Origin of the sequence: Pseudoalteromonas sp. Ld20 (assembly GCF_045064175.1) — a bacterium.
In the GTDB taxonomy this organism is placed as follows: domain Bacteria; phylum Pseudomonadota; class Gammaproteobacteria; order Enterobacterales; family Alteromonadaceae; genus Pseudoalteromonas; species Pseudoalteromonas neustonica.
In genome coordinates this window covers 200,648-215,111 of sequence record NZ_JBISHB010000026.1, presented here as the reverse complement: position 1 = coordinate 215,111, position 14,464 = coordinate 200,648, and the positions used below count along the sequence as shown (strand labels likewise).

General features: G+C 39.9%; 13 protein-coding genes. 6 read left to right on the top strand and 7 right to left on the bottom strand.

Annotated elements, in window-relative coordinates; genetic code table 11:
* Nucleotides 1-56 precede the first annotated feature (56 nt).
* Nucleotides 57-1,709 carry a hypothetical protein gene (locus ACJJVX_RS03085; RefSeq protein ID WP_169327517.1) on the top strand — a complete coding sequence of 551 codons (1,653 nt, stop codon included), beginning with the start codon at nt 57-59 and terminating at the stop codon, nt 1,707-1,709.
* Nucleotides 1,710-1,783: 74 nt separating this feature from the next.
* Here the strand turns inward: ACJJVX_RS03085 and ACJJVX_RS03080 are convergent, their stop codons facing one another.
* Genes ACJJVX_RS03080 through ACJJVX_RS03070 form a run of 3 tightly spaced genes read right to left on the bottom strand, consistent with a single transcriptional unit; the run spans nt 1,784 to nt 4,067 of the window.
* Complete coding sequence (locus tag ACJJVX_RS03080; RefSeq protein WP_405630069.1) at nt 1,784-2,119, bottom strand: DUF3325 domain-containing protein; 336 nt, start codon at nt 2,117-2,119, stop codon at nt 1,784-1,786.
* Nucleotides 2,116-3,726, bottom strand: coding sequence for a PepSY-associated TM helix domain-containing protein (locus tag ACJJVX_RS03075; protein WP_405630067.1), 1,611 nt, complete (start codon nt 3,724-3,726; stop codon nt 2,116-2,118). Before ACJJVX_RS03075 ends, ACJJVX_RS03080 begins: the two co-directional genes overlap by 4 nt.
* The gene (locus ACJJVX_RS03070) at nt 3,723-4,067 is read right to left on the bottom strand and encodes a hypothetical protein (RefSeq protein ID WP_054204035.1); all 345 of its coding nucleotides are present in this window, start codon (nt 4,065-4,067) and stop codon (nt 3,723-3,725) included. Before ACJJVX_RS03070 ends, ACJJVX_RS03075 begins: the two co-directional genes overlap by 4 nt.
* A gap of 377 nt (nt 4,068-4,444) precedes the next feature.
* Here ACJJVX_RS03070 and ACJJVX_RS03065 point away from each other — a divergent pair, with 377 nt between their 5' ends.
* From ACJJVX_RS03065 to ACJJVX_RS03050, 4 genes are all read left to right on the top strand, one after another.
* A complete protein-coding gene (locus ACJJVX_RS03065; protein WP_054204036.1) occupies nt 4,445-4,801 on the top strand; it encodes a VOC family protein in 357 nt (118 codons plus the stop codon).
* A gap of 201 nt (nt 4,802-5,002) precedes the next feature.
* On the top strand, nt 5,003-5,377 hold the full coding sequence (locus ACJJVX_RS03060) for a VOC family protein (RefSeq protein ID WP_054204037.1): 375 nt from the start codon (nt 5,003-5,005) through the stop codon (nt 5,375-5,377).
* On the top strand, nt 5,367-5,957 hold the full coding sequence (locus ACJJVX_RS03055; protein WP_054204038.1) for a uracil-DNA glycosylase family protein: 591 nt from the start codon (nt 5,367-5,369) through the stop codon (nt 5,955-5,957). Before ACJJVX_RS03060 ends, ACJJVX_RS03055 begins: the two co-directional genes overlap by 11 nt.
* A 3-nt stretch (nt 5,958-5,960) precedes the next feature.
* Nucleotides 5,961-6,716, top strand: coding sequence for a phytanoyl-CoA dioxygenase family protein (locus tag ACJJVX_RS03050; protein WP_082355577.1), 756 nt, complete (start codon nt 5,961-5,963; stop codon nt 6,714-6,716).
* A gap of 8 nt (nt 6,717-6,724) precedes the next feature.
* Here the strand turns inward: ACJJVX_RS03050 and ACJJVX_RS03045 are convergent, their stop codons facing one another.
* Nucleotides 6,725-10,786, bottom strand: a complete 4,062-nt coding sequence (locus ACJJVX_RS03045) for a DEAD/DEAH box helicase (protein WP_405630064.1) — start codon at nt 10,784-10,786, stop codon at nt 6,725-6,727.
* Between the two features lie 105 nt (nt 10,787-10,891).
* A complete protein-coding gene (locus ACJJVX_RS03040; protein ID WP_054204041.1) occupies nt 10,892-11,458 on the bottom strand; it encodes a hypothetical protein in 567 nt (188 codons plus the stop codon).
* Nucleotides 11,459-11,572: 114 nt separating this feature from the next.
* Between ACJJVX_RS03040 and arfB the strand changes: the two genes are divergently transcribed.
* Nucleotides 11,573-11,986: an alternative ribosome rescue aminoacyl-tRNA hydrolase ArfB gene (arfB, locus tag ACJJVX_RS03035; RefSeq protein WP_054204042.1), complete on the top strand. Its 414-nt coding sequence runs from the start codon at nt 11,573-11,575 to the stop codon at nt 11,984-11,986.
* On the opposite strand, the gene hemH is transcribed toward arfB, so the two are convergent.
* Together hemH and ACJJVX_RS03025 are read right to left on the bottom strand one after the other, a co-directional pair.
* Nucleotides 11,981-13,000, bottom strand: coding sequence for a ferrochelatase (gene hemH, locus ACJJVX_RS03030; RefSeq protein ID WP_405630062.1), 1,020 nt, complete (start codon nt 12,998-13,000; stop codon nt 11,981-11,983). The two genes, arfB and hemH, sit on opposite strands and share 6 nt — an antisense overlap.
* Nucleotides 13,001-13,087: 87 nt before the next feature.
* The gene (locus ACJJVX_RS03025; protein WP_054452383.1) at nt 13,088-14,410 is read right to left on the bottom strand and encodes an HD domain-containing phosphohydrolase; all 1,323 of its coding nucleotides are present in this window, start codon (nt 14,408-14,410) and stop codon (nt 13,088-13,090) included.
* Between the last annotated feature and the right edge of the window lie 54 nt (nt 14,411-14,464).

Below are 14,464 nucleotides of genomic sequence, written 5' to 3'. Positions count from 1 at the left end.
TTAGGGCAAGCAATACGCTTGCCCATTTTTTTGCAAAAAAAATCAGAGTCATAAAAATGAAGTATTTTATTCCCTTATTCCTGTTAGTTAACTTTGCACTAATAGGTGGCTGCTTTGATTCGGCCACAAAAAGTCTAGTAAGCGAAGATATTGAGCTGTTAGTAGAGTCTCCCCCTTACAAGGTTGGGGATGATATTCCTGCACTTGCCTATATGCAACATGATGAAGAATACAATCCTGAATCAGTTATTCCGCCGCAATGTTATACAAAAACAGAGGGCACAAATAACCCGTGTTATGCGTGTCATCAAACCGATAAGAAAAACAAAAATAGACCTAATGCCATGAACGATGGCCACTTACAGGGAGTGTATGAATTCTCTGATTTAGGGCTTAAAAATCATTGGAAAAATTTATTTATCGATCGCACTGCGCTGATTGAAAAAATTTCAGATGATCAAATTAGCAGCTGGGTAAACCAAGATAATTACAGCCACTTTATTAAAAAGCTCAAAGCGAATCCAGATTGGCAAGGCGAAGTTGCTGAAGTGAAAAATCTAGCTTACCCGGCACAGGCATTTGATGCACAGGGTTTTGCAAAAGATGGCAGCCATTGGGTCGCGTTCAATTATAAGCCTTTTCCAAGTACGTTTTGGCCAACAAATGGTTCTACGGGGGATGTGATGATCCGCTTAGGTGATAATTTCCGTCAGCTTGAAGGGCAGTACAATCAAGATGTTTACATTGCTAACTTAAGCTTGGTTGAAATGGCCGTAAAAGATTTAGATAAAATTACAACGCCAGATATATCGGAACAAAAAATCGGCCAAGATTTAGATGGTGATGGCAAACTCAGTGCTGTTATTAGCCAAATAACTAAGCAAGCAAATTATGTGGGTGATGCGAAAAACACCCAGTTAAGCTATCAGTTATACCCGCAAGATACTGAGTTTTTGCACACTGTGCGCTACATTGGCGTAGATGAGAATGGAGAAATCTATAATGCACCTCGTATGAAAGAAGTGCGTTATATGAAAAAGCATGCGTTTAAATCTAAGCAGCTTTTAGCATCATCTTATTACAGTGAGGCAAAAGAAAAACACTTTGAAAACTTACCGCAAACACGATACCTCGGTGATGAAGGGATCAACAACATGTTTGGTTGGACTATCAATGGCTACATTGAAGATAGTGAGGGTGATCTTAGGCCGCAACATAAACAAGAATTGGCTTTTTGTAATGGGTGTCATAAAACGGTGGGCTCAACATATGACCAAAGTTTTTCATTCCCACGTAAGGTAGAAGGCCGGGAAGGCTGGGGTTACATTGACTTACGAGCAATGCAAGATGTGCCAAATAAAGGCGAACAACAAGGTGAGTTTTTAACGTATTTTGAACGTGTTGGCGGGGGAGATGAGTTTCGTCAAAATCAAGAAATGCTAATGCGTTGGTTTAATCAAGATGGTACGGTTAATAAACAAAAAGTGCGCAGTGCTAAGAACTTGTATGAATTAATTACGCCATCTAAAGCGCGTGCTCAGCAATTAAATAAAGCGTATTTAACCATTGTAAAAGAGCAAAGTTATTTATTTGGCCGAGATGCAACGTTGATCAAAGCTAAAAATGTGCTTGAGGTTGTTGATGAGTCACAAGCTCCGCTGCAAGAAGAAAAGCGGTATGTATGGGATATGCAGTTAGAGTGGAATTAACCTTAAAAGGCAAGCTTCATGAGCTTGCCTTTTTTATTACATTTTATTTGAGATCACATTTTTACTAACCTGGACTAAAAAACACTTAAAAATAGCCCGCTAAGCATTAATACCGTGATATTTACTGCACTCATTATTTTTACCCATGATGCCTTGAAACTATAAAAAATCATTAAAATTAAAAGGCTTAGCGCCATATACCCACAAAAAAGCAAAGTACCATAGCCGTTATTTTGAGCGACACTGAGCACTAAACTTAGTAAAATACTGATCCAAGCGGCGATGATAAAGCGCTGACTTTGCTTTTGTGTTGGGCGATTTTTAAACACATCGCGGTAATGGTTAAATTTTGCTAATGCAAAACAGTTAAATGCCAGTAAACAGAGGCTAAATTGCAGTAATTCGTTCATGCTTTTTGCTCCTCAAGCTGTTTTTTAGGTGAACGGCTTGAACGTTTTACTGGTGCTGTTTTACTTGTTGCAGTACGTAATTTTTTGACCTGAACAATAAATAAAGCTGCGCATACTAAACAGATCAAATCAAAGCTAAACAATGCCCATTGGCCGTTGATTAGATAGCTAATTAGGTTACCTTCGGTTGTTATAGCGTTAATGAGTGGCACACTAAAGCAGGCTGCGCAGTTGAGCCATGCCAATTGAATCCATTGGCGCTTACCACGTTTAAACAATGCAAATAATGCCACAGCTAACCAGGCTAGAAAAAAGGCCAAAATCTCTTTGTCTGCACGCTCAGCTGTTGTAATAGGAAGTAATCTATTAGCGATAAAAAAAGCGCATGTCGCCAGTGGTAAGCCCATTAAGGTGGCTAGGTTTAGCCCTTCTACCAACTTTAAGCCAAATGAGGCTGTTTGTTGTTTTTTCATTCGTTCACGAATACGTTTAGCCCACATAATACAGCCGCTGGCAATCATGACGCAGCCAGCAATACCACATAAAAAGTATAGCCAGCGCAGTAATGGGTTTGCTAAGCGACCCGTATGTAGGGCAGTCATTGAATCGAAGACTGTTTCACTGGCACTGAACTCTTGATTAGTTTTCGCTATTAAGCTGCCATCAACACCATTAAAAAGCATCGTGGGGCTTTGATCTTGAACCAGTGAACCAGTGTTTGCTCTTACAGTGATAGTTGCAGACGCTTTATTTGGGTCACGAATTGTTACTTGTGTTAAATCAGCATCTGGCCAGTTGGTATAAACTTGATCTAAAACATGTTCAATAGGGGCTAACGATGCTTTTTCAGGGTTGCTTTTAGTGCGAACACTGGTTGGCTGTACATCATCAAATAAGCCACTAACACCATTATCATACGCTGTCATCGCAGGGTAGGGGAATAACATAAATATCAGCGTGATCAGACCTGTATAAGTTATCATAATATGAAATGGCAAGGCTAAAACCGACGATACATTATGTCCGTCAAGCCAGCTTCGGCTGCCTTTATTACTACGAAAACTAAACATATCTTTAAATATGCGCTTATGAATAACGACACCAGATATTAATGCAACCAGCATAAATAAACTGGCTAAGCATACAATCCAGCGTGCGGTACGTGTATCGAGGTAATGCAAGTCAAAATGTAGGCGGTAAAAGAAATTTCCTCCTTGAGTTTCTCTTGGTTGATCAAGCTCTTGGCCTGTTACTGGGTTTATATAATGGTCTTGCCAGCCACCAAAGCGTTTACCTTCTGGGCGTGGTTTTTCGTAAGCATAATTAAGCTGCGGCTCTCGTTCTGAAGGTAAATAAACCCCCCAACGGTTAGAGTCAGGCGCCGTGTTTTTAAGATAATCGTAGCCGGCAACGATTTGTTCTCGTTGTATTTGTATGCGATTTGACGGCGTGGCTATTTGGTGTAATGCAGGTTGGTTCCAAAGCGTTACTTCATCACGGAAGAAGCTAATCGTGCCTGCAAAAAAGATTAAATAAAGCAGCCAACATACCAATAATCCGACCCAAGTATGCATCCAGGTCATTGAACGGAAAAAACTCTCTTTCATAGCCAGTCCTTAAGTATTGCAATACACAATGCACACGCAGTAGTTGTTAGTAAAATAGTGATCCAAATTCTTTTGAGAGACTTAATAGCAAATACCCAAATAAATACACAGCTGTATACCAAAATAGTTAACGAGATACTCAGCAACACGGCATCAGATTTTTTTAGCGGTAAAATGATACTCAATAATGAAGTAAATACAGCCGTAAAAACGTAGCCACCTAAAATGGCAGCCAAAAAGCGAGAGAAAACAGCAAAACGGTATTTATGCGTTTGATAAAATTGACTTAACTTAGCCCGTTCCATGAGTGGTTGGCTATTTTCTATAGGTTGAGTATGCATAGATAGTCCCTTAAAACCCCTGCAAAGGGAGTGAATAAAAGGCTATTATATATTTTAGGTTCTGAAAAGATAGTGATTCGTATTTAAATATTTAAATGCGAATATTTTATGATTGATTTATAGGCGGTCGTTCGAAAGGAGGGTTACCTGATTATAGCTGGGTTTTATTATAATCTTAAAAGCTAACCCGTTATACTTAGTAAAATAGTGATCCATACCCAAACCACCTAAAGATGCAGACTTCATCTTGAGGTGGTTTGGGTATGCAAGCTGGTGATGACTGTTTTTAATAGAAAAGTTCGCAAATTTTTCAACTGCTTGTATGCTTAATTAAGCAAGATGAATGATTGTTATAGGCATTATTAAAAGGAGACGTTATGGCAGTACATGAACAACTTAATTATGTTGAATTTGCAGCAAATGATTTACAGGCAACAAAAGCATTTTTTAGTCAGGTATTTGACTGGCAATTTACTGATTATGGCCCTGAATATACGGCTTTTAGCGCAGATAAAGCAGGCCTTGATGGTGGTTTTTATAAAGCACCGCTTAACGCATTAACAGCAAATGGTTCAGCTCTGCTGGTATTTTATAGCGCTGATATCCAGCAAACACTGGCAAAGGTAGAGCAACACGGTGGATTAGTGATTAAGCCGCTATTTGATTTTCCAGGTGGCTGTCGGTTTCATTTTACAGAGCCTAGCGGTAATGAATTTGCGGTGTGGTCAGAGTAAAGTGCATATACCTAAGTCACCTCAAAATGTCAGCGTCGTTGGAATTAAAAGCGATTTAGGCAAGGATTAATTGCAAACACTGTTTACTCCTTTATAAAAATTAATAACGCAGTATAAATTGCTTTAAAATCAGCTAAATTCTGCACCTAGAGGTGACTTGGATATAGATCATTATTTTACTAACTAAAGGAAATGATTATAGTGGCAAATTTAGCCTGCGAAGAGATTAAAGCATTCGTCCCAGCAAAGGATTTTATAGTTAGCAACCATTTTTATAAAGACATGGGGTTTGAAATTGCATGGGAAAGCCCTGAAATGGCTTACTTTTATCATGGTGATTGCAGTTTTTTATTACAAAATTTTTATAATGCGGAGCACGCTAATAATTTTATGATGCATCTATTGGTACAGGATGTATATGCATGGCATGCACAGCTTAAAAGCGCTGGTTTGATAGAAAAATATGACGTTAAGATGAGCGAACCACGCTTACAGGTATGGAATATGATTGATTTTGTTCTCTACGATCCAAGTGGTGTGTTATGGCGAATTAGTCAAAATAATAATGAAAGCTGATTTGTTACTGAATCAAGTTAGTAAATGTGTGATCTGTGAACCTGAGCTCCCTTTAGGTGCGCGTCCTGTGGTGCAGTTTAATCCGCTAGCGCGAATATTAATTGCAGGGCAAGCGCCGGGAATTAAAGTACACCAAAGTGGTGTGCCGTTTGATGATGCCAGCGGCCAGCGATTACGTCAATGGCTAGGCTTATCTGAAGCGGTATTTTATGACGCGTCTAAAATTGCGATTTTACCCATGGGGTTTTGTTACCCAGGTAAAGGTAAGTCGGGCGATTTACCGCCACGTAAAGAGTGCGCGCCAGCTTGGCGTGAACAACTTTTAAGGGCGCTGCCAAATATTAAGCTTACAATTGTACTGGGAAAGCATGCGCAAACGTATCACTTACCAGAGACTAAGTATTTACCGCTTACTGAGTTGGTAAAATCGTGGCGTGACTATTGGCCATCTACTTTACCGTTACCACATCCCAGCCCGCGTAATAATATTTGGTTGAGTAAAAACCCATGGTTTGAACAAGACGTTCTGCCGCATTTAGCACAACGAGTAGCCACTATATTAGAGTGTCAGGGTGATTAAGTGATGATAAATACGCAATTTGAGCAACATGGCTTTTTTCATGTGAAAAAGTTTTATACAGAAGGTGAACTTGCACAAGTGAGGGAAGTAATCCATTGTTTTCATGAACAATGGATTAAAGATAATCATAATTTTTATCACACCAAAGCTGTTAATAGCGCTTACTTAACTGCCAATACGTACTTAAATGATGCGCAGCGTTTGGTGTTATTTAAGTTTATAGCAAGGCATAAACTGATGGCACAAGTTGACTCCGTGCTTAATACTTCGGCATTTATGAATACTCAGCTATTTTTTAATCCTGTTAACCCTGAGCAGGAAAATTATTGGCATCGGGATATGCAGTACCATTTAGACTTAGAAGAGCAACAAGCAGCACTAGGCGGGCCTGAAGTTATACATTGTCGTGTGGCACTAGAGGATGAGCCTGGTATTGAACTTGTGCCAGGGACTCATAGGCGCTGGGATACGCCGACTGAGTTAGCTAAACGTTTGGCTACTGAGCATAATAACCCAAGCGATGATTTAGACAGTGGGCACGTAATAGAAATGCGGGCTGGCGACTTATTAATTTTTTCGGCGAATATGATTCACCGCGGCCTATACGGAAAAGATAGGCTCGCATTAGATATTTTATTTGGTGAACCACAGCCCGATGTGCTGCATTTTGTGCAAGATATTTGCCTGCCGACACCGCCAATGCTTGAGGCATTAGAAGACGGCAGTGCATTTTTGGTTACTTTGGCGCACCAAGAGTAACCATCACATCACAGCTCAGTATTACTTAATAACGCCAGTAGTTGATCTTTAGACATTTGCCCAGCATCACCGGTGCCAGAAAGTACTTTATCGGCAAGGGCTTGTTTATGTTCATGCAATTTCAAGATTTTCTCTTCAATGGTGTTTTGCGCAATTAATCTGTAGACCGTCACTGGGCGCGTTTGCCCCAAGCGGTGTGCTCTATCTGAGGCTTGTTGTTCAACCGCGGGGTTCCACCAAGGGTCTAAATGCAACACATAATCTGCGGCTGTTAAATTCAGTCCTGTGCCACCGGCTTTAAGGCTAATTAAAAACAGTGGTGCGTCGCCGGCTTGAAATTTATCAACTTGTTGTTTGCGTTTATTGCTGCTCATACTGCCATCGAGGTAGCAATAGTTTATGCCTCTTTTTTGCAATCGCTGCTCGACCAGTTTTAAAACATCCACAAATTGACTAAAGATAAGCGCTTGGTGATTGTTCTGTAGTAGTTCCTCAATAATCGCTTCTGCGGTGTCGAGTTTACTCGAAGGCAGCTTACTGTTAGCAAGTAATAATTGCGGTGCAATACACGCGCGGCGTAGTTTAGTAAGTGATGCCAAAATTGTAATGTATTGGCTGTCTTCCTGGTTTGCTTGCTCTAATGCATTTAAGCGGGTTGCTTCGTATAAGGCTTGTTCTTTCTCACTCAGCGCAAATGTAAGGTTGATCTCGGTTTTTTCAGGTAATTCAGTGAGCACCGTTTGTTTTGTTCTGCGCAGAATAAAGGGTGATACCAAGGTTTTGAGAGTATCAGCTTGTTGTTGGTTTTTATCTGCGTTGCCAAAGCGTTTTTTAAATACTGGTAGTGTGTGTAAAAAGCCGGGCATTAAAAAGTTAAATAAGCTCCACAGTTCGCCTAAATGATTTTCGATAGGCGTGCCAGACAACGCGATTTTAAAATGGCCATTTAATGCAAACGCGGCTTTGGCTCGCAAGCTGAGTGGATTTTTAATTGCTTGTGCTTCATCAAACACTATATTTGCAAATTCATGTGTTGCCAGTTGTTCACCAATTAGCGGTAATAGCCCGTAACTTACCACCACGATATCACCTGCTGCGGCGTTTGCGAGTACCTGCTCACATGTGCTGGCATTATCTATGGTTTTTATATTGAGTGCTGGTGCAAAACGATCTGCTTCAACACGCCAGTTATGACACACTGATTTAGGTGCTACAACTAAGCTTGCGCCAAGGCTGCTACGCATTTGTAATACGGTAAGCGTTTGTAAAGTCTTTCCTAGTCCCATGTCATCAGCTAAACACGCATTTAGGCCCCAATTAGCCAATTGCATTAGCCAGTTTACTCCCACTACTTGATAATCACGCAGAATGTTTACAAGGTGAACGGGGAGGATTGGTTCTATTGTGTGATTGAATTTAGCTAATCGTGTTTGCCAACTCTCACCAAAAGTAACATCACCTAAATCAGCGACGCTTTGATACAGTGGCAGAGCGCGTGCATTAGCGATACGAAGTTGGTCATCAGGGGTATTTTTATCGTCAATTTTCATGCCTTCAAGGCGGTTTAATAAGTTAGTTAAACGTTGATCCAATAAAAGTGAGTTATCTTCATCAAACTTAATAATACTGCCTCTACGCGGGGCTTTGAGTAGTGTTTGCAATGCGTAAACATCGCCACTTGGTAATGAAACATTACCACTGAGGCTCAACCAATCATTATCATCATTTAAGTTAAGTGATAAATGCTGACTTTTAGCCACTTTCACGCCTTGCGTGTTTTCGTCCCAGCTTAATGTGAGGGCGTTGTCTTTTTGTGCATTTTCAAGTATTTCGATTGCTTGGCTTATATCGGGTGGCACAAAGAATTGATGATGATCGCTGTGCTGTTGATATTCTTTATTGATAAAAACACCGCTCAATGCTTTAAGTAGCTTTTTAAATGCGCGTTTTTCTGCTTTCAGGTCACGTTTAATTACAATGCTGTTGTTTTGCGTGTCGTCGTTGTGTGCCAAGGTTGTTGCGCCTTGTGCGGGGGCAAGCCAAGGGCCGTCGAGACCAAATGGCATGACATAAAAATTAACGTCAATTCCCATCATCGTTAGTTTTATCACTGCACTGAAATCACATAGCCCTTGGCGAACATTATTCACTTGTGCAAACTCTGTACGTTGGCTACTGATATGGTGATCTGCGGCTAATGCAGTAAGCGCTGCATTGAGTTGAGGGAGTTTTTCTTGTGTTAAATTATTTGGTTGCTCACAAAGTAGCGCATCAAGTTTACGTTGTTTGTCATCAAAAATAAAAACTTGATAGCAATTAGAGTGACTATGGATGAGTATAAAGTCATCATTTTCGTCGATGATCTCTGGTTGTAAAATTAACCGATAGCATTCGTTTTTATCTTGAGCAATCTCAATAATAAATTCACCTTTGATAAGCGAAAGCGGCTCGCCGTGGTGATCTTCTAAACCTACAAATCCAACTAATGCCTGTAAAACGGCGCCAGTGGCTTGTATTTCTTTATAGCCAAATCCTGCATGGTTGTAGATAACTTGAATTAAACTGCGATCAGCTTCTGATAGCGCAGGCAGGTATTGCGCGTTATCAAGATCGTGAACATTAACTTTGCGCCCTTTAGTCCATTCGTCTTTATTATTAAGTTGTTGCACTTTGGGTTGAATAATCGGCAAATCTAAATGTGTTAAGTCTAGTTGCCAAACAACTCGCTGGTTTTGTTTTGGTGGCTCAATTTGACTCACTTCATCCAACCAGCGTTGCCACTGAGGCACACGTTTAAAGTGTTGAAGTAGGCCTTGATCAGGCAGTGGCGTGTCGTCACGTAACCAATTAGCGAGTGTTAAGCATTGCTCGCCTAGCCAGTGTGATTGCTGCTGGGCGTAACTGACAAGTTTTGTAAGTAGCGCAGTGTTGCCTCTTAGCTCGTTTATTTGTTCGTCTTTACTGTGTTTAACGAGCGCAAGTAATAAACTAAAAAGTGCCGGTAACGCGTTTGGGTTAGCTAATAAATACTCAAGTGTGCTGCTAATGCGATAATCTTTAAAGTGCACTATAGGGTCACTGTCGAGTAAGTAATCACTTGCTTGGCTGATATAGCTAAGTTCGCCGAAGTGCTTGTGATACCACTTTTTAATTGTGAGTAACTGTTTAAGATCGGTTGCAGTACCGCTGGCAAATAAGCAGGTCATATACAGTAAGCCGGTGATCTCCCCTGGATAGACACCTTTACCGTGTTGTTTTCTAAAAACAGTGAGTGCACTTTTATATTGAGCTATTGTTACATCTAATTGATTGCCATTAATTGCATTGATATTTGGCTCAATAAAGGTGGCTAAAAGTTGATCTGATTTATCAATGAGTAATTCATCATAATCGTTTTTTTGCAGTAAAACGGCCATGCTTTCATTCAGATAAACACGCTGCTTTCGCTCACACTCTAACGTGGGATTTGAAAGCAATGACGGCCAGCTCTGACTTTCATGTAAATTAAAAAATTGACCACGAATAAAATGCACTAAGCAAGCCTGTTGCCACTGCTCTGGAAGCACTTCCCACAACTGTTTACTAAATCGAGACTGGCCCAATAAGTTCACAAAGTGAGGGTCTAAGTCTCGCTCAATATTAATTAAAGCGGTTTTTCTGTTGTTATTTTTATCATCAAAATAATGCAGGAGTACCACTAAAAAATTTAATGCTTTGTCTTGTTGATAGTAATTTTGGCATGCTTCAACAAGAAAAGGACGTATCAGTGTTGGTTGCTGCTTGAGAATATTCACACAGATGTATGCGACCGCATTGATCGATATTTTATAATGCGGGCCGTAGGGGAGTTTCCATATAAGTTCTTGCTGTTCTAATTGCTTAGCGTATTTAGCGACTTGCGCGTTTGAAAAAGAATAGCCTTTTTTAACATGGCTAAAAAGGCGCTGCGAGAATTGTTGAATTGAGTTTTGGTAACCATATGATGATGCGGCTAATAATACAGCGAGCAAGACACATAATTGTTTTTGTTCATCTTCGGTTTGAACGCGAGGCAAGTTAGTCAAAGACATAAAATAACTAAAGTAATTAAAACAATACAATGAGTATAAAGATCACACTATAACAAGCAATAAAAAAGCGACTTAATGCCGCTTTTTTATTGTGTTTTATAGTTTTTATTGCACCATAGAAAACAGCTTTTGTAGCTGTGGCATGTATTGCTTTACTAAGTTTAAATTGCTGTCACTTACTACAGGGGCTTCTGCTTGTGTTTGCGCTGCATTAGCAGAATGACCCATTGTACCCATCATTGCGCTTGCACCTTTATCTTTCGTGCTACTCATTGACTGTAAGCCACCCATTAGCTGGTTTACTTTAGCTTTATTCTCAGGAGATAAATCGCCTTTGATATTTTCTAAGTAGGCCATTGATACCTCTGAACCGACAGATACAAGTTGTTCAGGTGTAAAACCGTATTCGTTAGTAAGGGCTGCAAAGTCTTTATAAAGATCGTTGTCTTTGATCATACCTAATGCACTTAATGCCAGTGCGCTCGTGCCGCCTTCGGAGCCACCGAGCATACTCCCAAAGTCCATGCTTTGCAGTGAGTCTTGGTTTTGTGACCAGTCCACTACAGCAGGGAGTGCTTTCATGTAGCTTTGTAATTCATTTTCAGTAATATCTTTAGCAAAACTTGAGAAGCTGATTGCTAATAAACTAAGTGAGATAAGTATGTTTTTCATAGTGTGGTCTCTTTTTTATATGGCTATTTTGGATTAAAGTCTAAAAATCAGTATCGCGCTATTTAAAATTCTAATAATGATATACTGTATTTTTACCAAAACGAGCTGAACGTCATGTTAATTATTTCAAATACCGTAACAATCGATGAGTGGGAGCTTGAGTTGACAGCTATTCGCTCTCAAGGTGCGGGGGGTCAGAATGTCAATAAAGTGGCTAGCGCCATTCATCTACGTTTTGATATTAAGCGCTCGAAGTTACCTGAATTTTACAAAGAGCGTTTACTTGCTCTAAATGATAGTCGCGTTACAAAAGATGGCGTTATTGTGCTCAAGGCGCAAAGTCATCGCACACAAGAATTAAACAGGGAAGATGCATTAAAACGTTTAAAACAGTTAATAGTATCGGCTACCAAGGTAGAACGAGCAAGAAGAGCAACAAAACCAACACGAAATTCGCAGCGCAGGCGTATGGATAAAAAAACCAAACACGGCAACACCAAAGCGCTGCGCGGCAGTGTAAAATTATAAATTAGGTTTGAGTACTTCGAATAATGCTTCGATATGATCATCGCGGTCATTTAATGCGGCAATATAACGGTATTTTTCGCCGCCAGCATGCTCAAAAATCTCACGGTTTTCGCCTTCAATTTCTTCAAGAGTTTCTAGGCAATCTGCACTAAAAGCTGGGCTGATAATTGCTATATCTTTGATACCTTGTTCAGGAAAACCCTCAAGTGTGGCGTCGGTATAGGGTTTAAGCCATTCAGCTTTACCAAAGCGGCTTTGAAAAGTAGAAATAACATTATCTTTATCAAGCCCGAGTTTTTCGACCACTAAACGCGTGGTTTGTAGGCATAAGCAATGGTATGGGTCGCCATTATCTAAAAATTGTTTTGGCATGCCATGGTATGAAAATACGAGCTTTTGCGGCATACCATGAGCTTTTAAGTCTTCGCTTATACTGTTAGCTAAAGATTCAATATACGTACTGTTTTTGTGATAGCCATTAATAAAGTGTAGCTCTGGCACCCAGCGCCACTTACGTAGTACATTTGAGACAGCATCAAATGTGGACCCTGTAGTAGGGCTTGAGTATTGTGGGTACAAAGGCAAAATAACAATACGCGTCAAGCCTTTCTCTCTTAGTTGTTCAAGGCCCGCTTCAATTGATGGATTACCATAGCGCATTGCCATCACTACTTCAGTATTAGTATATCCTTGGGCTTTGATATAAGCGTCAAGTTTATCGCGTTGCAAGCGTGTAATGTGCGTTAAAGGTGAACCATTTTCAGTCCAAATACTTTCGTATAGTTTAGCTGAACGCTTTGGTCTAATACGTAAAATAATACCATGTAGTATTATCATCCACACGATACGTGGAATTTCTACTATCCGAGGGTCTGATAAAAACTCTCTTAAATATATCCGTAGTGCTTTAGCTGTCGGTGCATCAGGGCTGCCTAAGTTAGTAAGCAGAATACCTGTTTTTTGATTAAAACGACTATCATGGGGATTATCGGTTACGGCTGAAAATCGCGACACGCAAAGCTCCTTGTTGAGCAAATAAAATTGTGAATGGGTACTTTAATGGGTATTGTAACGAACCCACGGTGATTTGTGATCACTTTCTCACGTAGATTTGATCATGATCCTAAAAGGGCTCGGTTTTTTAGATTCGAGTTGCTGTAGTTTTTCGATTGATTTGATACTAAATACATGGCCTTTTGGTAATAACATAATACCTGCATGGCTATGTATAGCATGGCCGAGAATCATGTTTTGTTTTAGTGCTTGAGCATTAATTATTTGCATCGAGCCGACTTGCGACTGTTGTTTGAAATTAGCGATTCCTGATGCATCTAACGCTTTAACTAATTTGGGATGATAGAAATTACCGCTATACATTTTTACTGTATCTAATGCATGTTGATGACGCTGTTCTGCTGTCGCATTACTTTGCTCATAGGCTTCCCAATAATCACGCGCCAGTGCTAATATTAATGCACTTAATGGAATATCATTACCGCGTAATCCTTTTGGTAATCCGTTACCTTTAAAGCGTTCGTACTGATGATAGATTGCATCAGACACATCATGTAGATGTGTGGCAGGCATTAACATTAACTGTGCTGTACTTGGGTGAGTATAAAAAATTTTACGTTGCTGTTCGGTTAGTTGATGGACCGGTTTTTTATATAGCTCAGGATCCATAGCAAGTAAGCCAATTTGCGCTAAATAGCCTGCCATAGAGGCCATTTCTACATTTTTATCAGGAAGTTGTAGCTGTTTAGCAATCAAGGTACAGGTATTAGCAATATTTTGTGCTTTATTACTATCTAAATAGGGATTGGCATTAATAAAATTATAAAGTAACTCGACAGTCGATCTATGTTCATTTATTTCGTGGGCATTGGCGGTTTCTAACTGCTTTAATACTTGTTTGATTTGTTTTGTACGTTTTTCGACTCTTTGCTCTAAAGAGTTATTGAGTTCTTTAAGTGCGGTATTGTGTTTATTTACTTGCTCTTGTAGTAGCTTGTTTTGCTTTTTGAGTTGGTATTTTTCAATGCTTCCAACAATACTTCTAAGTAGCAGGTCATTTTGCCATGGCTTTTGTATATAGCCATGAATCTGCCCTTGATTAACGGCGGCTAGAGTGGTTTCTATATCGGCATAGCCAGTTAACAATATGCGTTGAGTGTCAGGTGCAAGTTTTTGTGCTTGTTCTAAAAACTCCGCGCCAGTCATTTTTGGCATACGCATGTCGCAGATAATTACGTCAAACTCATATTGCGTTAATAGCTTTAATGCATTATCTGGTGAGTCACACGTGATGGCTGAAAGTTGATTATTCTTTGCCAGCCTTGATAATGAGCGTAAGACAATCTCATCATCATCAACACATAGTACTTGAACTGTTTGTAATTCATTTTTTTTTGATAGTTGATCCACTTAATGCCTCATTGCATTCTTTTCTGTAAGCATAGTTGGTTGATGTGGGTTTTT

What these genes read in the sequence shown, in the direction of transcription:
- ACJJVX_RS03065 (WP_054204036.1), top strand. Translation starts at nt 4,445, where the DNA reads ATGGCAGTACATGAACAACTTAATTATGTTGAATTTGCAGCAAATGAT.
- ACJJVX_RS03050 (WP_082355577.1), top strand. Translation starts at nt 5,961, where the DNA reads ATGATAAATACGCAATTTGAGCAACATGGCTTTTTTCATGTGAAAAAG.
- arfB (WP_054204042.1), top strand. Translation starts at nt 11,573, where the DNA reads ATGTTAATTATTTCAAATACCGTAACAATCGATGAGTGGGAGCTTGAG.
- ACJJVX_RS03040 (WP_054204041.1), bottom strand. Translation starts at nt 11,458, where the DNA reads ATGAAAAACATACTTATCTCACTTAGTTTATTAGCAATCAGCTTCTCA.
- ACJJVX_RS03075 (WP_405630067.1), bottom strand. Translation starts at nt 3,726, where the DNA reads ATGAAAGAGAGTTTTTTCCGTTCAATGACCTGGATGCATACTTGGGTC.
- ACJJVX_RS03045 (WP_405630064.1), bottom strand. Translation starts at nt 10,786, where the DNA reads ATGTCTTTGACTAACTTGCCTCGCGTTCAAACCGAAGATGAACAAAAA.
- ACJJVX_RS03070 (WP_054204035.1), bottom strand. Translation starts at nt 4,067, where the DNA reads ATGCATACTCAACCTATAGAAAATAGCCAACCACTCATGGAACGGGCT.
- ACJJVX_RS03080 (WP_405630069.1), bottom strand. Translation starts at nt 2,119, where the DNA reads ATGAACGAATTACTGCAATTTAGCCTCTGTTTACTGGCATTTAACTGT.
- ACJJVX_RS03055 (WP_054204038.1), top strand. Translation starts at nt 5,367, where the DNA reads ATGAAAGCTGATTTGTTACTGAATCAAGTTAGTAAATGTGTGATCTGT.
- ACJJVX_RS03085 (WP_169327517.1), top strand. Translation starts at nt 57, where the DNA reads ATGAAGTATTTTATTCCCTTATTCCTGTTAGTTAACTTTGCACTAATA.